Source organism: Pararhizobium gei, assembly GCF_029223885.1.
In the GTDB taxonomy this organism is placed as follows: domain Bacteria; phylum Pseudomonadota; class Alphaproteobacteria; order Rhizobiales; family Rhizobiaceae; genus Pararhizobium; species Pararhizobium gei.
The window spans coordinates 429,773-449,913 of record NZ_CP119409.1; the positions used below are offsets into that span (position 1 = coordinate 429,773).

At 60.6% G+C, this 20,141-nt stretch carries 18 protein-coding genes; 9 read left to right on the top strand and 9 right to left on the bottom strand.

Annotated elements, in window-relative coordinates:
- Positions 1-3: 3 nt before the first annotated feature.
- Genes PY308_RS01935 through PY308_RS01945 form a run of 3 tightly spaced genes read left to right on the top strand, consistent with a single transcriptional unit; the run spans position 4 to position 3,793 of the window.
- Positions 4-822 (top strand): HNH endonuclease, encoded by an 819-nt coding sequence (locus tag PY308_RS01935; RefSeq protein ID WP_275787460.1) that lies wholly within the window; start codon positions 4-6, stop codon positions 820-822.
- Positions 823-854: 32 nt separating this feature from the next.
- Entirely contained in the window at positions 855-1,700 is an 846-nt protein-coding gene (locus PY308_RS01940; protein ID WP_275787463.1) for a hypothetical protein, read from the top strand.
- On the top strand, positions 1,697-3,793 hold the full coding sequence (locus PY308_RS01945; protein WP_275787465.1) for a 3'-5' exonuclease: 2,097 nt from the start codon (positions 1,697-1,699) through the stop codon (positions 3,791-3,793). Before PY308_RS01940 ends, PY308_RS01945 begins: the two co-directional genes overlap by 4 nt.
- Positions 3,794-3,979: 186 nt before the next feature.
- Here PY308_RS01945 and PY308_RS01950 read toward each other — a convergent pair whose 3' ends face one another.
- The 8 genes from PY308_RS01950 to PY308_RS01985 all read right to left on the bottom strand — a co-directional run bounded on the left by PY308_RS01950 (position 3,980) and on the right by PY308_RS01985 (position 12,097).
- The gene (locus PY308_RS01950; RefSeq protein WP_275787469.1) at positions 3,980-4,306 is read right to left on the bottom strand and encodes a hypothetical protein; all 327 of its coding nucleotides are present in this window, start codon (positions 4,304-4,306) and stop codon (positions 3,980-3,982) included.
- Positions 4,307-4,757: 451 nt separating this feature from the next.
- Positions 4,758-5,513 (bottom strand): ATP-dependent metallopeptidase FtsH/Yme1/Tma family protein, encoded by a 756-nt coding sequence (locus PY308_RS01955; RefSeq protein ID WP_275787472.1) that lies wholly within the window; start codon positions 5,511-5,513, stop codon positions 4,758-4,760.
- On the bottom strand, positions 5,510-7,465 hold the full coding sequence (locus PY308_RS01960; RefSeq protein ID WP_275787474.1) for an AAA family ATPase: 1,956 nt from the start codon (positions 7,463-7,465) through the stop codon (positions 5,510-5,512). The genes PY308_RS01955 and PY308_RS01960 overlap by 4 nt, the downstream gene beginning before the upstream one ends.
- Positions 7,462-7,782: a hypothetical protein gene (locus PY308_RS01965; RefSeq protein WP_275787476.1), complete on the bottom strand. Its 321-nt coding sequence runs from the start codon at positions 7,780-7,782 to the stop codon at positions 7,462-7,464. Before PY308_RS01965 ends, PY308_RS01960 begins: the two co-directional genes overlap by 4 nt.
- Positions 7,783-7,860: 78 nt before the next feature.
- Positions 7,861-8,742 carry a hypothetical protein gene (locus PY308_RS01970; protein ID WP_275787478.1) on the bottom strand — a complete coding sequence of 294 codons (882 nt, stop codon included), beginning with the start codon at positions 8,740-8,742 and terminating at the stop codon, positions 7,861-7,863.
- A gap of 473 nt (positions 8,743-9,215) precedes the next feature.
- Entirely contained in the window at positions 9,216-10,325 is a 1,110-nt protein-coding gene (locus PY308_RS01975) for a hypothetical protein (RefSeq protein WP_275787480.1), read from the bottom strand.
- 248 nt (positions 10,326-10,573) lie between these two features.
- Positions 10,574-11,818 (bottom strand): type II toxin-antitoxin system HipA family toxin, encoded by a 1,245-nt coding sequence (locus tag PY308_RS01980; RefSeq protein ID WP_275787483.1) that lies wholly within the window; start codon positions 11,816-11,818, stop codon positions 10,574-10,576.
- A gap of 12 nt (positions 11,819-11,830) precedes the next feature.
- Positions 11,831-12,097, bottom strand: coding sequence for a helix-turn-helix transcriptional regulator (locus PY308_RS01985; RefSeq protein WP_275787486.1), 267 nt, complete (start codon positions 12,095-12,097; stop codon positions 11,831-11,833).
- Between the two features lie 177 nt (positions 12,098-12,274).
- Between PY308_RS01985 and PY308_RS01990 the strand changes: the two genes are divergently transcribed.
- Entirely contained in the window at positions 12,275-12,496 is a 222-nt protein-coding gene (locus PY308_RS01990) for a hypothetical protein (RefSeq protein WP_275787489.1), read from the top strand.
- Positions 12,497-12,825: 329 nt separating this feature from the next.
- On the opposite strand, the gene PY308_RS01995 is transcribed toward PY308_RS01990, so the two are convergent.
- A protein-coding gene (locus tag PY308_RS01995) for an IS630 family transposase (protein WP_275782665.1) occupies positions 12,826-13,886 on the bottom strand; the annotation gives its coding sequence in 2 pieces (ribosomal slippage) (positions 12,826-13,394 and positions 13,394-13,886; 1,062 coding nt in all).
- 351 nt (positions 13,887-14,237) lie between these two features.
- Between PY308_RS01995 and PY308_RS02000 the strand changes: the two genes are divergently transcribed.
- From PY308_RS02000 to PY308_RS02020, 5 genes are read left to right on the top strand one after another with little or no spacing between them, the layout of a single operon-like run.
- Positions 14,238-15,224 carry a BMP family protein gene (locus tag PY308_RS02000; RefSeq protein WP_275787492.1) on the top strand — a complete coding sequence of 329 codons (987 nt, stop codon included), beginning with the start codon at positions 14,238-14,240 and terminating at the stop codon, positions 15,222-15,224.
- An 11-nt stretch (positions 15,225-15,235) separates the two neighbouring features.
- On the top strand, positions 15,236-16,642 hold the full coding sequence (locus PY308_RS02005; RefSeq protein WP_275787493.1) for an amidase: 1,407 nt from the start codon (positions 15,236-15,238) through the stop codon (positions 16,640-16,642).
- Positions 16,639-18,159 (top strand): ABC transporter ATP-binding protein, encoded by a 1,521-nt coding sequence (locus PY308_RS02010; RefSeq protein ID WP_275787495.1) that lies wholly within the window; start codon positions 16,639-16,641, stop codon positions 18,157-18,159. The genes PY308_RS02005 and PY308_RS02010 overlap by 4 nt, the downstream gene beginning before the upstream one ends.
- Positions 18,149-19,198: an ABC transporter permease gene (locus PY308_RS02015; RefSeq protein WP_275787497.1), complete on the top strand. Its 1,050-nt coding sequence runs from the start codon at positions 18,149-18,151 to the stop codon at positions 19,196-19,198. The genes PY308_RS02010 and PY308_RS02015 overlap by 11 nt, the downstream gene beginning before the upstream one ends.
- Entirely contained in the window at positions 19,195-20,139 is a 945-nt protein-coding gene (locus tag PY308_RS02020) for an ABC transporter permease (RefSeq protein ID WP_275787498.1), read from the top strand. The genes PY308_RS02015 and PY308_RS02020 overlap by 4 nt, the downstream gene beginning before the upstream one ends.
- Positions 20,140-20,141: the final 2 nt, after the last annotated feature.

The following is a 20,141-nucleotide window of genomic DNA, read 5'->3' on the forward strand; positions in this document are numbered from 1 at the left end:
TTCATGCCGATGGACCCGGAGAAAAAGCGCCCCGTCGAAAAGAACGAGTTCGTCCGTATCGACATCACCGTCGAACCTCGTGTGGGCGGCAAAACTGGGGCCTTTTCCGCTGCGAAACATCGTTACTACACCCCGATGGGGCTTGCAGGGAACGCAAGGCAAGAGCGTATCGCGCCCTTGCTGGAGACGGTTGCCAGATTTTCTGAGCAAACCGGTGAGAACTTTCCCTATGCGTTCACCGATCGGCAAGGAAAAAACTGGTCGATCGACGCAGGCTGCCTGAATGCTATCGGTCCCCACCATCTGGGGCTGGTGGATTTCGTGGAGGAGGATGGGTACATCATCGCGGTCACGCCGACGTCAGCGTTGGTAAGCCGAGAAAGCACCAGCAGTCCGAAAGCTGCTGATATCGAGCAGTTACAAGAAGACTCGAGTCTCGGGATCACGGAGCGCAAGCGGCTGATAGACGCCCGTCTCGGACAAGGTCGTTTTCGAAGGGACGTCCTCGCGTGCTGGAACGGGCGATGTGCAGTCACATCATGCGCGTTGCCAGCCGTTCTTCGGGCCTCCCACATCGTTCCATGGCGCGATGCAGACAATGCCGAGAGATTAGCCCCGGAAAACGGGTTGCCGCTTGTTGCAACTCTCGATGCGCTGTTTGACGCGGGTTTGATCTCGTTTGACAACAGCGGGCGGATGCTTCGCAGTCCCGGCTTGAGTGAGCATCCTGATCTCGTGCAGCCAGGCTTGAAACTTTCCAGGCCGCCCACTTCGAAGATGCAAGCCTATCTTGATCGGCATCGCCGGCACCACGGATTCTGACGCAGCTACGCACTGGAATACCGCAACATGTCATGGTTCGAACAGCAATGAGCAATGCGCCCTATAACGGTTACTCCTGGCAGCAGCGTGCACGCATCATACCCGCTTATCGCAAGCTCACGGGCAGGCAATCGCCGTTCATGGCAGGCGAGCCATGCGCGATGTGCGGCGATCCTGACCGCCCGCCGGGCGAATGGCATTCCGAGGATTATTCCGAGCCATTCAGCTTCGCGCCGCCGCAATCTTTTCCGCTCTGCAAGCCCTGTCACGCAAGGCTACACAAGCGCTTCAACGCTCCGCAAGGTGAGTGGCAACTCTTCTGCCACCACCTGGATGCGGGTGGCTACGGGGCGGAGTTCGTCAAGCTTCGCAGTCTCGACGAACGACGGGCGCTTTGCGAGAAGATCACTTCCGGTGTACCAGTTGTGTTTCCGATGCTTCGGCCGAAAGGCCCCGGGCCTCATTGGTGGCAGACCCTGACGCTCGATCCGGAGTCGCTCGTCGCGCCCTGGGCACGGCCTCGGCCGTTGCGTCCCCGCCCAGATCGGGAAGCGTTTCTTCGGGCGTTTCAGGCGGTTGACCTGTCCGAGCGAGAGCTGGCCCTGCTTCGCGCCCATGCCGCCGCCCCACGTCGCACGGCCACGATGCGAAGCCTTGCACACAACGCCCTTGCAAGCGACAGCTACCAGGCTGCCAACAGCACCTATGGGGGACTAGCGCGACGGCTGACGTCCCTGCTCGACTGGAAGCCCGATATCCGGGAGGACAAATCACCCTTCTGGATGAGCCTTCTGGCGGAGGGTTGGACGCCTCCCGGACGAGAATTCGAACTGACGATGGTGCCATCAGCGGCGGAGGCAGTAGGAGAGCTACGATGACCACTATTCTCGCCGACAGCTTCACTGCCGCCCTTGCAAAGCTCACCAATGACGAGCAGAAGCAGGTCAAACTGACAGCGTTCGATCTGCAGACCGACCCCGATCGCCCGGGCCTCCAGTTTCATCGGATCGACGCGTCAAAGGACCCGAATTTCTGGTCGGTTCGCGTCAATCGGGATATCCGGATCATCATTCACAAGTCGGGCAACAGCGTCATGCTCGCTTATGTGGATCACCACGACGATGCCTATAAATGGGCAGAGCGGCGACGCATCGAGGCCCATCCTCGTACCGGCGCGCTGCAGATTGTCGAAGTCCGCGAGCGGGTCGAAGAAATCGCGCTGAGAACCGAACCACCTCGTCAGGCCGATCTTCCGTTCGTCGTTGCCACAGCACCCGCTGTTTCCGATCTACCCTTGTTCGCACGTTTGACGTCAGACGAGGCGCTGTCGATCGGCGTCCCTGTCGACTGGATCGGCGACGTGCTCGCCGCGAACGAAGAACGCTTCTTCACCCTGACAAACCATCTTCCGCAGGAGGCGGCGGAAGCGCTGCTCGAATACGCGGCAACCGGCGTCCTGTCGAAGCCCGCACCGATCGATGCCACGCCGGTCAGCCATCCGGATGCCCAGCGCCGCTTCCGCATTCTGGATGGCCACGAGGAGTTGGCAGCAGCATTGGACCAGCCGTTCGAGAAATGGGCGGTCTTTCTGCATCCCTCTCAGCGGGCGCTCGTCGAAAAGGATTTCAACGGTCCTGTACGCGTGATTGGTTCAGCCGGTACAGGTAAGACTATTGTGGCACTTCATCGTGTCACCCGTATCCTGCGGGGCGATCCGGAAGCGCGGGTCCTGCTGACAACTTTCTCGGAGCCTCTTGCCTCGGCACTCAAGCGCAAACTCGGTGTTCTCTTCGCCGACGAGCCTACGCTTGGCGAACGTGTCGTGGTCGCATCGTTCGAACAGGCCGCGTCGGAGCTTTATGCGCTGATGACGGGCCGGAAGGCCTACCTCATCGGCCGTGACAACCTGAGGGCAATGCTGCGCGACGTGGCCGAGGATGCGAACCTGAAGCGTTATACGCCGCAGTTCCTCCTCTCCGAGTGGGAGCACGTCATCGACGCCTGGCAGATCGACAGCGCCGATGCCTACGCGGTAGTGCCGCGAATGGGGCGAAAAAATCGCTTGGGCGCAAATCAGCGTGAAGAGCTTTGGTCCATCTTCGACAATGTGAGAAAACAAGTGCGGGCCAAGGCGATGATGACCGAGGCCGATCTGTTTACCGTCGTCACAGGACATTTTTCAGCGAAAGACCAGAAGCCATACACGCACGTTGTCGTCGATGAAGCGCAGGACCTGGGTGTCGCAGAGTTGCGCTTTCTTCAGGCAATCGCTCCTCCGCACGCGGATGCGCTTTTCTTCGCCGGGGACATCGGCCAGCGAATCTTCCAACAGCCGTTTTCGTGGAAAGGTCTCGGTATCGATGTCCGCGGCCGCTCCTTCACCCTGAAGGTCAATTATCGGACGTCGCACCAGATACGCCGCATGGCCGACTTGCTCTTGCCAGCAAGCGTGCGGGATGTTGATGGAGAGGAAGATGATCGCAAAGGAACGGTTTCGGTTTTTGAGGGACTAGACCCCGTAGTTGTCATTGCCCCGACTGAGGAAGAGGAAATAATTTCCGCTTCTGCATTCCTTCAGACGCTGCTCGACGATGGCTTGCGGCCCTCCGAAATTGGAATCTTCTGCCGCTCCAACGCAGAGATTGCGCGAGTGGCCGAAGTTGCAAAGTTGGCCGGCATACCTACCGCATCTTCCTCTCAAGGCACGAGCGCCTCCGATGGTGTTTTGATCGGAACGATGCACCTTGCCAAAGGGCTTGAGTTCCGAGCGGTCATTATCGTTGCATGCGATGAAGGGGTATTGCCATTAAGCAGTCGCGTTGCAGACGTCGCCGACGAATTCGAATTGGATGAAGTGGTCGCAACCGAACGTCAGCTACTGTACGTAGCCGCAACACGTGCCCGAGATCATCTTTTCATCTCGGCCGTTTCTCCAGGTTCGGAGTTTCTGGAAGACCTGATACGCAAATAGCGGCAAAGACGGGCTTTGTTTTCTCGGCAGACGAGGTCGCGAGAAAATCGATTCTGCTGCAAACCTCGTTATCAGGAGTAATGGGGGGAATATGAGGGCCAAATCTCGACAGCGTTTGCATCAGAGGCCTTTAAAAGCAGCCGAGACCGCTCTGAATGAGACGACCCAATTTCCCCCATCAGAGATTCAGTCTTCAGTTCCGAGTGTCAGATGGCGCTTCGGGCGAAACGGAAAGAGGCCATCCGAATACCGGTCAGCGAGTTCGTGAAAGACTTGCTCGCTCTGACGAACGTCGAACTTTTGGCGCTCAAGCTGTTCGACCAAGGCGTCGCGAACCTTACCGAGCGCACGGTAGGGGTCCTTATGGCTTTGGGCAGCCGTAATCATCTGCCAGAGCAACATCCTCGCCAGATCGTCCCGGCTCGGACGTCTGAGAACTTTGGCCTCGTCGCGAACCTTCTGCTGGCGCTCCGCCTGCTCTGCATTCCGTTGCTTCTTCGACTTCCTCGCCATTACTTTGCTCCTTTGTTAGCGTGGAGCCTCATCGTGTCGGCCGGCTATGCAAGCGACAAACAGCGTTCCACCCTGACAGGGTCAGCAACCATGTCGTCTGGGCCATTCAGCGCAAACGTCGTTTTCCAAGAATCGTGAAATCGGATTCGGGTAACGGTTTCCGAGCATTTTGAATCGCGCCAGCGTAAATTGAGATGATGTGCCGGGAAGGTAAGATGACGTCTGATGATGCAATCCAAATCGACACGCATTGACGGCGCAGTGCATCACCTTACCTCAGCTTTCGCCGCTGCCCTGCTCGCTCACTAGGAACCTAAAGACTTGTGGGCAGGCAAGCGATTTCGGTGTTCGGCAACGCAGATCATGACACCGGAAACGAATTTCTTGATCTCTGAATCGATAATTGAGAAATCGGAATCGTTCAGGCGTTTGTTAGAATCTTGGATTACGATCAGGGCGGCGCGTTGGAAGGTTGGATAACATCCATCGGTCGCCCGACGAGCTGCCGCACCTCATCACCGGACATAACGCCGACATCGTCCAACTGGGCAGCGACGTCCTCCACTGCGCGGCGGTTCTCGTCGATGATCCGGCGAGCGATTGCCTCAGCGTTCTCGAGACGTCGGTTGACGCGCTCGGCCAGTTGCCGATCGAGTGCCAGCTCGTTGGTCCCCATGGTCGCCGACCTATACAGCAAGGGCTGATGACCGGAGAAACCAAGACTGGTCTCTGCGGCCAAGGCCATCGCCGTCGCACGCGCCAGATCACTTTCGTCAGCGCCGCCGCCGCCAGCCAGTGCTTCCCCGATGACCGTCAGTTCAGCGGCGCGGCCGGCGAGAAGACAAGCCACGCTATTCATCAACCAGGTTTCGTTCTGCGGTAGTGATGCATTCGGCGTCGTCGTTACCATTCCGATCCCATGCAGGCCAATGCTGGCGGATTGCACTGCGGCGACACCGGTCACTGTATAGACCACTGCATGTCCCGCTTCGTGGACGGCAGCGCGTCGCCGAAGATCGGCCGACATATCCGCCTGCCCTGCTAGCAAGGCGTTTTCCAAATCGGCCCAACTTACAGCCCGACCCGACCGTCGCGCTGTCCTGCGGACCTTACGCACCATACGCTCGACGTCGGCTCCTGTCTTTCCGAGCGCCAGCAATGCCAAGGGGAGAAGCGTGTTCTCTGCATTCATCTCGGATGTGTTCACGGCTTAACTCCTTTCGCCTTGTCAGCTTTGCGTTTCTCTGAGGTCCGTCGCAGCTGCCCTGGAACATGGTCCCTTGCCTTCGGAGGCTTTAGGCGATGCCGCGACGACGCACTTGGGGCGGACGACATGACGTCGGCCAGGTCGGTGCCGAGATGATGGCCCAGAATCCCGACCAACGTCCCGAGGTCGGGCAGCGGAATGCGGACATGGGTTTCCAGCCGTCCCGACCGCAAAAGGGCCGGATCGATCTTCTCAGGCAGGTTCGTCGCGGCGACCACGACAACGCCTTCGGTCTTCGTCGCACCGTCGAGAAGCTGGAGGAGCCTGTTGATCAGCGACGTCCAGTAGTCGTCGTACGGTCGGCCACCGCCGGTCTGGCGCGATCCGATATTGTCGAGCTCATCGATAAAAAGGATTGCGGGCGCTTTCGATGACGCCAGCTCGAACGCCGCGGACATGCGCTTGAGAACGTCGCCGAGATACCCGGGCTCGAGCCAGTGCGCAACAGAGGTCACCAAAAGCGGCACTTGAAGCGTGTTGCAGAGCGCCTTGGCATATGTCGTCTTGCCCGTGCCTGGCGGACCTGACAGCAGCAGTTTTGTGCTCATCTCATTCCAAGATAATTTGGCGTCCCGCCACAGATCGAGGTCGGTCTTGAGGTCAGTGGCCCACTCGCGGGCTTCACCGTAGCCTGACAGCGTCTCGACCGAAGGCACAGACGTCTGCTTTTGCGGCTCGGATGTCCTTGCCAGTTTGCGATCACCAGTGAGCACCGGTTCAATGATTTCGATGCCGACGTCTTGCGAACCTGTTTTGTCGTCCCGCTTCTGCGATGGAGCCGCCCCGGCTCGACTGCCACCAGAGCCGCGCCGGCCGCCGCCCTCACCACCTACCGTCTTCTCGGAGCCATCGTCCGCGGCGAAGCGATCGGCCAGCATTACCAGAACATTGAGGACTTCTTCGGCCGAACGGCGCGGCCGGACGGCAAGAACCAGGTCGTCGAGCGACAGAGAACTCGGATCGAATCCCATCGCATTCATCAACGCCAAACTTTCCTCAAGCGGCGTGCCGATGCAAACGTGAAGAACGTCGGCGAGCATGTCTCGATCAAGCCTTCCACATTCAACCACGAGATCGACCGTCTCGGTGACGACTGGTGTCAGAGCGAGTGGAGTTTCATCAGCCACGACAATCGGCGCAGGATCGCTGAGCATGGCCTGGCGAAGTTGCCGACGGACCGTCTTGTCGTCAGCCTTGGCGACCGCGGAGCCGGCCAAGGTTTTAATTGCCCGCTGCGGACGTGGCCTTCGGTTGTCCGGATAACGACCAGACAGTGGGCCATCCCGCATGACGTCTTCCAGCACCGCTCTGGAAGGCGTCAGTAGTCCGTCTTCGAGCATCATACCGAGGCCTGCCTCGAAACGCTGGACCGGAGCCTTGATCAACACGAACGGCGTTGTCGTCTGCAGCACCCCAGTCAGTACGCAAAGGTCTGGCAGGCTGGTTCCGATTGCTCGGGCGACGAGAAGGGCGACGGCGACGTGCAATGGATTGGGCGCAGGTAGACTCTCCCTGAGCAAAACGGAGACGTAGGAGAAGTCGACGCTTGAACTGTTGGTTCCGCCACTCGTCAACGTGGAAGTTTTACGTCCCTTTGTCGGTTTGGCGATAGCTGGATCGCTCCAATCGAACGTGCTTTCCACCTCGCGACGTGCTTCGCCAAACCCCATCAACCGGCGGACAATTTCCTGGTCACGAAGACGGGCGCCGGCCAGGAATCGGCTTGCCGCAGGAGAGACATTCCAGACTGTCCCGGAGATGTCATCATCACCCATAAAGCGGCCGTCAAGTAGTCCGGCAACCGCGGCACGCTCGTAAAGATCGACGACAGCGCGACGGCGCAGCCGCGCAAGCAGATACCGACGGATGCGGTGTTCCAGAGTTTCCATCATGCGTCCTCCCGTGCCTCCGTGAAGGCAGGATTGCCATCGAGCCAGTCGCGGACGACAAGACATGTCGGGTCACCAAGTGTGCAGAGTTCAAGCAGCCAGGCCCGTAGCTGCGGCGGCAGGCTTTCGAGTCGCCGCCCCTTTCGACGCGCGAAGCCGATTGCCGGCCGGAGGATGGACGCGACGTAGTCGGCGCGCTCCTCGGCTGTCAGTTTATCCAGTGCCGCGCGGCAGATCGTACCGCCTTCGGCCCTATCGATGAGCCGCACTGGCTCGGGCTGTGAAGGGAATTTCAGAATGTTGGAAAGTGTTGACGTCATGGCAGTCGTCTCCCGATGCCCTGCTGCTGACAGCGGGCGTTGGTGTTCAGGGATGGAGATGAGGAGATCGTAGGACGATCAGGCACCGACCGTGCGCGGCGACCGTGCAAACCCGATCGACACCGGGACACGGACGGCAGGTGCAGCCGCCAAGCTGAGGGGAGATGCCGACGTCTCATGATCGGCCGGCGCATTGCCGGGAGAAATCGGCGCATTCCCGATGCCCGAACGGTGACCATCCAAAGCGGCCGCCCAATTCGCCTCGACTTGAACCCGGAAAACCTCTCGAAGATGCTCCATAAGTCGACCGGCGCCCGTAATTTCCAGAAGGTGGTCGAGGTGACTTAACGGCCAGACACCGGCCTCGATATCCGTGCGCTGGTTCTCGGCGTTGAGGATGACCACGCGCACTTCCTCGACATGAAGACGCCGGTATTCCTTGAACAGAAGGTCGGGAACGACCAGTGCCGCTGCCAGCATCCTTTGCTTCAGCTCAGCGATCCGCGAAACTTCATAGGAGCCGAGGCTGCGCTTGACGTCGACGAGATGCGCGACCTTCGTCAGGCGATTGAGAATGAGCAGGTCGGGCGTGTAGCTCTTGCGCCCACCATTGTCTGCGTCGAGGCTGAGCGACTTGACCAGCGACGGATCGTTCATCGCGACCAGCTCCGACGCCGCTTTGGTGACCGGCAGGCGAAGGTTGTCCGTGAGGACAACAAGGTCGGGATTGCGTTTGGCAACAAGGCCGATGCCGCGCTCGAGTAGACGTCCTTCCGCGATAGGGACGACGCGCAGGACGGATGTGATTTCGTTCATGCCGGCCGTGAGCGCTTTTCGAAGCAGGTCGGTTGAAAGCGCCGACGATACGATCTCGGCTACGAGCGTGTCGATCTGCGACCGCATTACATCGAGGTCAACGATATGGGCGTAACTGGTGGTGTCTTCATTCCTGGTAGTCATCAGTATTCTCCTGTTGTCGAGGACAGGATCGCGGGCCGTGGCATGCAGACGGACGCGGGTCCGCATATGCGGAAATGATTTCCGCATCGATGCTGGTGGCGACGATCCTGACGGGCGGTTAGCGCGCGATCCGAATGGATGGCGTTGCGGCCCGCGGACGAGTTTCAACAGGAGAGCGAAGAGAAGGTGCTTCCGGGAACGGAGCGAAGCGGTTAAGGGTCGACATAGCCGGTGGCCTTTCATACGAAGGTTGCTGGTCAGGCTCTCGTCCGGTGTTCCACCACCGACGGGAGCCGCTAAGTCACTGCAGAACCAGGTGTTTCTGCTGACCCTGTTGAGATAGCCCGGAGTTCCGTGTCCGGCAAGCCGGTGAGAACGCATCCGGAACGTAGAGCTCCGGTATGGTTAACGCAGAACGCGGAGGCCCGACGTAAAAAGCCCCGCACGGTGGCGGGGCTCTTTGGGTGCAGTCGTCAGGCGGCCAGCTTCTTGTACTGGCGCTTCGACGGTCGGGGGGCGAACAGAACCTGCGCCCTGATCTCGTCGCGGTTATCGGGGGAGACGATCTGGAGAGCACCCTCAATCGTGTCCTGCACCGCCGGCGGCATGTGACCGTAGGTCAGCAACCCGTCATCAGCCTCGTCCTCGCTCTGCACGGCGACGTCAGCCTGGCTCTGGTCTTCTGCGTCGGCCGGGAGAGCCTCGCCGTGGACGACGAAGCGCAGAAGGGGAACGACCTCGTTCTGGAGCCAAGGTACGAAGTCTTCGCGCGCCGGCCATGTCTCCTTGCTGCCCATCTTGTAAAGCAGGGCCTGGACCTTCCGCCATGCCGAGTCTTTCGGCAGTTTGGACGGCCGCCAGTTGACCCCGGCAATCATCGATGGCTCGAGGGGAGCAGCGATGCTGTTGATGAGATCATGTGCATGCCTGCAATCGTTAACGATCAGGTCTTGCAGTGATTTCTTTATAACCGCGCGATTTTTGGCCAGCGGCTGCATGGCCGTGTTGACCCGCTGCAGGATAGCGGTCGTCAGCTGGAAGAACTTGACCGAGTCCTGCTCGATCTTGATTTCGGCCATCCTGCGCAGGCCTGCCGCACCGCCGATCTCGGGTGGGTTCTCTTCCGCTTCCTTATTGGGCGGCGTCGCACCGACCATGGTTTTCACTTGGGCGACCGTCAGGTTCTCGCCAGCCTCGAATGCCGCCAGGACATCTTCGACCTTTTCGGAGTCCGCATAGGCGAGGACGAAGAGCGTCGTCGATGCGATACCGGCCGCGACCAGACGCTCCTTGTACTCGGCGAGGTTCTCATGGATGGCGATGTGGTTGCGGGCCGTCTTCGTGCTGAACTTGCAGATCGCCTTGACCCAAGCGCCAAGAGCGCGCTCGGGCAGAATAGCTTTTGCGCGTGCGAGGTAGCCGCCGAGCTCGAACCCCTGCTCGGTCGTCCGCCGACCGAGCGAACGGATGCCCTCGCCGATGGTCTTCAGCTCGCCGACGTCCTCCGGCGAGACCTCGTCGGCCGCCTTCACCGCCTTGGCGGCCAGCAGGCCCGAAATCTTCTTTTGCGTGTATGCTGTCATGTCTTCAGTGTCTCCTTGTTTCATCCGGTCTTCATCAGCGACCGTGAGATAATGATGACACGAATTTCCAAAAGGCGTTACAACCGAACTCATCAAGTATATGAAAATAAACCGAAAAATGAGGTTTTCGCGAATTTTCGTCGAGATTTATCCAATGATTCCAACAGGCGAAATTTCTCGAAAATTTTTTTGCATCCCAATTCTGAATGCATCAATAAATTGTATTGTGTTTTCGCGGCTCGGCGATTTCAGCCCGAAATCTGCCGCTCGATCCGCCGGCACCGCTTCTTCACAAGAAAGACGAGGCTGGAGCCGAATTCCCGGTTCGAAACCGGGTAGGACAGGACCTGCTCGAGTGCCTTGTCGGCCTTGGCAGCAACCTGAGCGGCAAGCTCCTCGACGCGCCTGGTGACGGCTGCCGGGCTTAGGCCGACGTCGGTGGCGAACTGACGCCAGTCCTTTCCATGCAGCTCGTCGGCATTGCGTTTGCCGGCCAGTGTCTGCGGCAGGGATTGGTCGACCCGTCGGTACGGTGCTGCGCACATGAGATCGTAGAGCGGGGCGAGCCTCGCCGTGCCGGACGCGCCGACGAGGACCGAGTAGTTCTTGGCATGCGAATCCGAATTGCAGATCAGGATGTTGAAGACCACAGCATCGAGCAGCCGAAGGCGCTCTGCCGGGGAGACGAGACGCGCCAAGGCCTCGAACATATGCGGCAGGGACGCGCCGCCGCGCCGACCGAGGCCGGTCTGCTCGTATTTCTCGGCAGGGAACAGGCCCAGCAGCTGGCAGAAATCCTCCTGATGAATTCGGCGGATGATACCTTGCCCATCGGCGACCCGGTCATAGCGACGGACAAGGAGATAGTCCCGCTTCCCCGCACGGCCGATCGCCATCTCGGCGGCGTCGAGGCCACAGAGCCTGGCGAGGATCATGCAGAAGGCTTCATTGGTGACGCTGCCCGCAAGGCGCTTGATGTCGGGTTTCAGGATATGTGTCGAAGGGGTGCCGTCCAGCGGAATGCCGATCCGGCCTTCCGGGCCGATATAGACAGGCAGTTTGTCCTGGACGCCCGCAAGCGACATTGAGACGCCCCGCTCGCCGATCAGGAAGGGGCGCTCAGGCAGCTCGTCGATGATGCGCTCGAGCGCGGCCTCGTCATCGACGATGCGGAAATTATTTCCCTCCCGTCGCGGCTCGCCGATCGAGAATGCGCCTGCCGTGTCGCGGCCGACACGCATCAGCAGGCCGACGATATCCTGGGGCGACACCTTCAGCTGCTGGCCGATCTCCGAGAGATGGGTTTCCGGCAAGAGGTTGGCGAGCCATGGCATGACCTGCTCGGGGCCGTGGCTTCCGGCACGCAAGGGCATGGTGAGCGAAAGCGGGAAGGCGGAGGCGCGTTGCTCCCATGCGGCGTCATAGGTGAGAGACAGGCCATCCTGATCTGCCAGGCGGGCGACAGGCCAGTTCTCGTAGTAGATCGTCGTCAACGCGGCACCCGATCAGGAAAAGCGTGGCAGGTAGCCGAGATCGTCGTTGGCCGCAGGGGCGGGCGAGGGCGTCGCGGATTTCAGGTCGCCGAGATCGATGCCGACAGTACGGGCGGCGATCAGCGATTTTTCCAGATGGCAGCTCGGCTTGCCGTTCTCCAGATCGACGATGAAGCGCTCGCCGGTGCCGCAACGCTCGGCCAGCTGAATCTGGGTCCAGCCCAGTGTTTTGCGGCGCTCTCGGATCAGAGCTCCGAATTCCGCGGCAGATCGGATCATGGAATCCTCCATACTGTTCAGCTTACCGTACAGGAAGAAATCCACATAATCCAGAAAATCTTACCGATAGGGAAGGCATGCTGCTTTGGGCTTAAAAACTTCCTGATCGGGAAGTCATGTATTTGATGTGGTCCGCGGATAGGGTCAGGTCTTCCCAGGCCCTGTCAGGAGAACAATATGGAAAAACCGGAACAGCTGAAGCGCACCATGACGACCGAAGAGCGGTTGGAACGAGCCATAGATCAGATTCAGCGGACCGTCGATGCGACGCTCATATGGGAGGGGATGCCAGCAGAGGAACAGCGAGAGCTGACGGCGCTGATCCTCGACTCCATGCTTGAAGTTGTCAGGAAGCATGTCCCGAAATGCGAGCCTCCAACGTCGGGTTTCAAGGTTTGATACCCGGCTACGGAAGCATCGCTGGAGGGGCCGAGAATTGTCGACTTGCCAAAATGTATCGCGCCATGTATCGCTCGAAGTATCGAAATCGGGATTATCTGTCAGTATATTGGCGGAAACCCTATGGTTTTGCTCTAATTGGGGAAGAGTCCCACCCTCTCCGCCATTTTTTGCCCTGTCCGACCCGAATCTGCCTGAGTAACGTCCCGAACGCAATCGAGTAACCTGCGATCTTGCCGCATTTGAGTTTGTCGCATCCGTGGTGGGCCATGCAGGCGGCTTTTGACATCTTCTTCCAACTGCAGAGCACTAATACCAACCGTCACTGATTAGAACCCTTGCGCCCATTTGCGTCGGCCGATTGACATGATCTTCCATGGTCGTTGCTGGAGGGTTCTCCAAGCGTAGCAGCAGTGGTCGACGATATCCTCGTAGGATTTGAAGACTCGGTTTGAGAGCCAGTTGTCCCTCATGAACTGCCAGATGTTTTCGACCGGGTTCAACTCGGGCGATTTGGGCGGCAGTGGCAGGATGGTGATGTTTTCTGGAACGACGAGATTGTTGGACATGTGCCATCCGGCCTGATCCATGATGAGGACGGCGTGTGCATGAACGGCGACGTTGCGGGATATCTCGATCAGGTGCTGGTTCATGGCATGGGTGTCGCACCACGGCATGACGAGAGCGGCGGCCTTGCCGTGCTTGGGACAGATGGCACCGAAGATATAGGCCGATCGGGTTCGCTGGTCGTGCGGCGCGGACGGCCTTGAGCCCCGCTTGGCCCAACGACGCGTGATCTTGTTCTTCTGGCCTATCCGGGCTTCGTCCTGGAACCAGATTTCGATTACTTTGCCCTTGGCGGGACCTGCGGCGATTTCTGCCACAGCGGCGGGGAAGTTTTTTTAAATGCCTCGGCCGCCTCGGCATCCTGCGCATGATGTCTTGGGCGAGCCGAGAGCTTGCGATAGCCCATGGCACGCACTTCGCGGCCCAGGGTCTCCTCGCTCACCGAGATGCGGAACTCTTCCCAAATCCATTGCGCCAGATCACACAGACGCCAGCGAACGACTCCATCCAGATACGGGGTCGGTCCGCGCTCTATGGCTTGCGCCAAAGCCGTTCGCTGTTCATCGTTCAGGAGAGAAGGTTTGCCCGGGGCCTTGCCGTTGATAAGGCCGGCGGGACCGCGTTCATTGAAGCGCACCACCCAGTCGCGCACGATCTGAACCGTCACACTGCCAAGCCGGGCGGCATCGGCGCGTGAGCCGCCATCATAGATCGATGCAAGTGCCAGAAGCCGCCGTGCCTGATCGGCATCGCGTGTCTGCCGAGCCAGAAGCCGCAACCTGGCTCCGTCGAAGTCCGATCGCAAAGAAATCGCTGAACCCATCACAAACCTCCAGTTTGCATCACAGATTCAGATTCGTTGGCTGCTGGGAATCCCCTTCAGAGTCATGCTCACTGACGGTTGGTATTAGACCCGGCCTTGTTTTTGTGCTTAGCTGCCAACGAGGCGATCTGCATGATTGCTGATGCCGTCACAGCTATCGGCGTCAGCAGCGGCCACCGGTGATTGCCCGCGATCTTGGGACTGCCCCGGATGCTGTCGAACATCTCGCCAGCAGTAAAAGTCGTGCAGCGGTGTCGGCCGCTCAATTTATGCGCATGCCGTATCCTTGACTTCAAATTAGGCGGCCACTAACAATTTTCACCAGTTGGTAAACATTGGGGAACAGATCAAATGACCAGCAGAATCCTTATGTCACGGCGGGGCGTTCTTGCCTCAGGCCTCGCACTCAGCGCATCAGCGTTCATTCCCTCCGTTCGTGCTGCCGGACCGATCAAGGTTGCCGGCATTCACGGCTCGCCAGTCGAGAACGCCTGGAACTCGGTGCTGCACAAGGCAATGCAGGATGCAGCCAGCGAAGGCGTGATCGAGTATGTCTTCTCGGAAGGTGTCTCGGGCACCGACTATCCGCGCGCCATGCGCGAATATGCCGAACAGGGCGCCAAGCTGATCATCGGCGAAACGTTTCCCGTCGAGAAACAGGCCCGTGAGGTCGCCATCGATTATCCCGAAACCACGTTCGTCATGGGATCGAGCGGCAAGGAAGCCGGCGACAATTTCGGCGTTTTCGGCACCTGGAACTTCGATGGTGCCTATCTTGCCGGCATGCTTGCCGGCAAGATGACCAAGACCAACGTGGTCGGCTCCGTTGGCGCGATGCCGATCCCGGAGGTCAATATGTTGATCAACGCTTTCGGTGAAGGCGTGAAAGCCGTCAACCCGGATGCAAAGCTGCTCGTCACCTTCATCGGCACCTTTTTCGATCCGCCGAAGGCCCGCGAGGCTGGCCTTGCCCAGATCGATGCCGGCGCGGACATCCTGTTCGGTGAGCGCATCGGAACGGCGGACGCCGCCAAGGAACGCGGCATCAAGTCCATCGGCTCACTGATCGACTACACCCCGCGTTATCCGGAAACCGTATTTGCCAACGCGCTCTGGAACTTCCGTCCGATCCTCAACGCCGCACTCGCCGACATTGCAGCCGGCAAGCCGACCGGTCGCGACTACACAGCTTACGGCCTGATGAAGGAAGGTGGCAGCGACATTGTCTTCGTCAAGGGCGTGGCGCCGGCTGATGCCGAGGCGGCCATGGAGGCCAAGCGCGCCGAGATCAAGGCCGGTACGTTCGAAGTGCCCAAGGTCATGGACGAACCGAAGTAACCGGCTTCACCATGCAGAATGACGCGACGTCATTGGCCGAGGCGATCCGAAAGGGTCGCCTCAGTGCCGTGGAGGCCATGGAGGCCGCGCTGGAGGAGGCCGAGGCTCGTTCTGATCTTGGTTCCATCGTTCACATCGACCGGGATCTTGGCCTGCAGGCGGCCCGTGCTGCCGATGAGAAACTGCGCGATAACAAGTCCGACGGCGTGCCCTTTGCCGGCGTGCCGAGCCTAGCCAAGGATCTCGGCGGACCATTTCAAGGCCTTCCTGTTGCGGCCGGCTCTCGCATGATTGAAAGGCACTCGAACGAACCGGACTCCGATCTCGCCGCGCGTCTTCGTGCCACCGGTCTCTGTTTCTTCGGCCTTTCGACAGTTCCCGAAATGGGCCTGTCTCTGTCCACGGAGCCCGCAACCGGACCCCTCTGTCGCAATCCGCTCGACCCGTCCTTGACCCCCGGCGGCTCGTCCGGCGGGGCGGCGGCGGCCGTTTCGGCTGGCATCGTCGCAATCGCCCATGCCACAGATGCGGGAGGATCGATCCGGGTTCCTGCCGCTTGCTGCGGTCTGGTGGGACTGAAACCGAGCCGCGGCATGATGCCGGCCGGCCCCGGTTTCGGAAACCATCTCGGCGGCATCGCCAGCGAGCTTACCATCTGCCGCTCGGTGCGCGACCTGACCACAGTCTTTCAACACGCCCGTGGCACCGCACATGGTCCCTTCGCCGATCCGGCTCTGGAACAGGCAAGATCCGGCCCGTTGCGGATTGGAATTGTCCTCGACTGTGGCCCTGATTTTCCCATTGATCCCGACCGCGCAGCTGCAGTCGAGGCTGCGGCAATTTCTCTGGAAGCCGACGGCCATACCCTCGTGCCGATTGCTTGGAACAGGCTGGAAAAGGCCGTGGCAGCGAGCGGCCGGGTGCTCTGCGACATCATCTCGGTCAATCTGGCCAATTATGCCGATGCCGCAGCGCTTGACGCGGAGAAGGCCGAGCGCCTCACGCAGGCCTTCGTTCGCAAAGGCCAGGCGCTGACCGCCCAGTCCCTCTGGGCATCGCTCGATGCCGGCATTCATGCCAGCCGGGCGCTTTGGGACATATTCGATGACGTCGATTGCCTGGTAACACCGATGTTGTCGAGCGCGCCGCTGGCGCTCGGCTCCTTTCCATTCGACCATGATGATCCGGATTTGCAGATCCGGCGAATGAGTGCCTTCGCTCCGCTTGCCGCGCTGCTCAATGTCTCCGGTTTTCCGGCTATCACCCTGCCGTTCGGCATTGACGCGGCCGGCCTGCCGCTGCCGGTGCAGATTGTGGCGCCAATGGGCCAAGAGTTGCTGCTGCTTGAGTTGGCAAAGCGGCTGGAGCAGGATGGTCGCTGGCAGCACCGCTACCCGGTCGCAGGATTGCACGCATGAGCAAACCGATTCTCGACATTATCAGTGTCAGCAAGCGGTTCGGGCCGACGCTTGCCAACGACGATATTTCGCTGTCGCTCGACAAGGGCGAGATCGTCGCGCTGCTCGGGGAAAATGGGGCCGGCAAGACGACGCTGATGAACATTCTCTTCGGCCATTATGTGCCGGACGCCGGACGCGTCATGATCGATGGACAGGAACTGCCGCAGGGCAAACCGCGCGCGGCGATCCGCGCCGGTATCGGCATGGTCCACCAGCATTTCGCGCTGGCGCCCAATCTCACCGTGCTTGAAAACATCACAACCGGCACGGAAAGCCTCTGGTCGCTGCGGTCGCGCCGGGCAGAGGCGCGGGCCAAACTGCTGGCGATCTCCGAGCGCTTCGGTCTGAAGGTGGAGCCCGATGCGAGGCTCGGCGATCTCTCCGTCGGCGAGCAGCAGCGCGTGGAAATCCTGAAAGCACTCTACAATGAAGCCCGGATTCTGGTTCTCGACGAGCCGACGGCCGTGCTCACGCAGATCGAGTCGGAACGGCTTTTCGCGACGCTGAAGGACATGGCAGCACAAGGGCTGTCGCTGATTTTCATTTCCCATAAGCTGGACGAGGTCATGTCGGCCGCCGACCGTGTGGTGGTGCTGCGCGGTGGTCGCAATGTCGCAGAACGCAAGGCATCCGAGACCAGCAAAGCCGAGCTTGCCGAACTGATGGTGGGGCGCACCGTGACCCGGCCGGTGCGCGAGCCGTCTACTCCGGGTGAACTTGTGCTGGAGGCGGCCGCCATAACCGTCCGGTCCGGCGGGGTAGACCGGCTGAAAGCCATCGATTTTCGTCTGCGCGCCGGGGAGGTGCTGGGCATCATCGGCGTCTCGGGCAATGGCCAGGCCATACTGGCGCAACTCCTGTCCGGGACACGGTCCAAAACAGCGGGCGACCTGCTGCTGTTCGGCGAGGCGGTCGATGGTCTGTCGGTCGAAGACGTGGTCTCGGCCGGCATTGGCCGCATTCCGGAAGACCGCAACAGGGAAGGTGCGATCGGCGAAATGGCGATCTGGGAAAATGTCATCCTGGAAAGACTTCGCGCTTTTTCGAGGCGCGGGCTGGTGGATCGCAAGGCCGCCATCGCCTTCACACAGAAAATCATCGACCAGTTCGATGTCCGCGGGGGAACGCCGGTTAGCCGCGTTCGCCTGCTGTCCGGGGGCAACATGCAGAAGCTGATCCTCGGGCGCAACCTGATCGATCGACCCCGCATCCTGCTGGCAGCCCAACCGGCACGCGGGCTGGACGAGGGTGCCGTGGCTGCGGTGCATGAGCGTATCCTTGAGGCGCGGCGGCAGGGAACGGCCGTGCTCTTGATTTCGGAAGATCTGGACGAGGTCATGGCGCTCGCCGATCGGATACAGGCGATCGTCGGTGGCAGGCTTTCGCCCCCGATTGCCGCCGAGGAGGCTTCGGCGCGCAAGCTTGGACTGATGATGGCAGGCGAGTGGATGAACGAGGTGGCGCATGCGGTTTGAACGGCGTGAACACCGCCCGGTGGCCCTCGTCATCGCAACCCCGCTGATCGCGATTGCATCGGCGCTTGCGATTGCAGGCGTGCTGATCGCCATTGCCGGCGCGCCGGTGCTCGAGGCCTACTGGCGCATCCTGCAGGGCGCCTTCGGCTCGCGGCTGTCGGCAACCGAAACGCTCACCCGCGCCACGCCGCTGATCCTCACAGGCCTTGCCGCAGCCGTCGCCTTCCGCGCCAGGCTCTGGAACATCGGCGGGGAGGGGCAGTTCTACCTCGGCGCCATTACCGTCGCATGGGCGAGTTCGCAGCTCTTTGGCGACCTGCCATCCTTCGTGCAGATCCCTCTGCTGCTCTTATTTGGCGCGATTGCCGGGATGATCCTGCTTTTGCTGCCGCTCTGGATGCGGTTGCGCTTCTCGGTCGACGAGGTGGTGACGACATTGCTGCTGAACTTCGTCGCCGTCCTTATAGTCTCGATGCTGATCGATACAGTTCTGAAGGACCCGTTGGCGTTCGGCTGGCCGCAGTCGCAACCGGTGGCCGATGCCGCCATGCTGCCAAAACTTCTGGCCCGTTCGCGGCTTCACCTCGGCCTGGTGATCGCCGTCGTCCTGGCACTCGTGCTTGCCTTCGTCCAGTCGCGCACGGTGTTCGGCATGCAGTCGCGTGCGGCCGGTCTCAACCCGCAGGGCGCTGCCTTTGCCGGCGTACCTTTGGGCCGCACTCTCGTCATCGTCGCCTGCATCTCCGGCGGCCTTGCCGGGCTTGCCGGTGCGGTCGAGGTCATGGGCGTCCAGGGCTACGTGACGACCGAACTGTCTCCCGGTTATGGCTATTCGGGCATCGTGGTGGCGATGCTGGCCAATCTCAATCCGTTCGGCGTGGTGCTGGCCGGCCTGTTCACCGCCACGATGTTCGTCGGCGCCGATGGCATGAGCCGCAGCCTCGGCATCCCGAGCTACATCGCTGACGTGATCGTCGCCCTGTCGCTTTTGACCATGCTGATCGCCGTGTTCTTCACCCAATACAGGATCCGCCGATGAGCGCCGTGTTCGATATCATCGCGTCCGCCGGACTGTGGGCGGCGGTTCTGCGGATCGCCACCCCGCTGATCCTCGGAACGCTCGGCGCCCTGTTGTGCGAGCGGGCAGGGGTGCTGAACCTCGGCATCGAAGGTATCATGACCTTTGGCGCGATGATCGGCTGGTTGTCGGTGTATAACGGGGCGGATCTCTGGACCGGTTTCCTCATGGCAGCCCTGGCAGGCGGCCTGTTCGGTCTGCTGCATGCGGGCCTCACGGTGACGCTCGGCCTTTCGCAGCATGTCTCGGGACTCGGTGTCACTCTGTTTGCTGCGAGCTTCAGTTATTTCGTGTTCCGGCTGGCGGTGCCGGTTGCGGGCACGCCGCCCACCATCACGCCGTTCCAGCCGATCGCTATCCCGGGCCTCAGCGATCTTCCCTTTGTCGGTCCGGCTTTCTTTGTCCAGACACCGCCGACCTATCTGGCCATCCTGCTCGCCTTGGTGCTCGCCTATGTGGTCTTTCGCACACCGCTTGGGCTTGCGATCCGCATGACCGGCGAGAACCCGCATGCGGCCGAAGCGCAGGGCATCAACCCGATGGTGGTGCGTTATGGCGCCGTAATCGTCGGCAGTGCACTGATGGGCATGGCTGGCGCCTTCCTGACGCTATCTGCCTTCAACAGCTTCTTTCCGACCATGGTGCAGGGGCGCGGCTGGATCTGCATCGCGCTCGTCGTGTTTGCCTCCTGGCGCCCGGAACGGGCGCTGCTCGGCGCCTTGCTGTTCGCCTTCTTCGACGGCTTCCAGCTTCGATTGCAGACGGCGCTCGGCGGCGCTGTGCCCTATCAGCTCTTCCTGATGATCCCTTACGTCCTGTCGATCGCGGCGCTGGCCGTGATGGCAAGACGCGCCCGCGTTCCCCAAGCTCTGATGCAACCCTATCGGCGCGGCGAGCGCTAGAT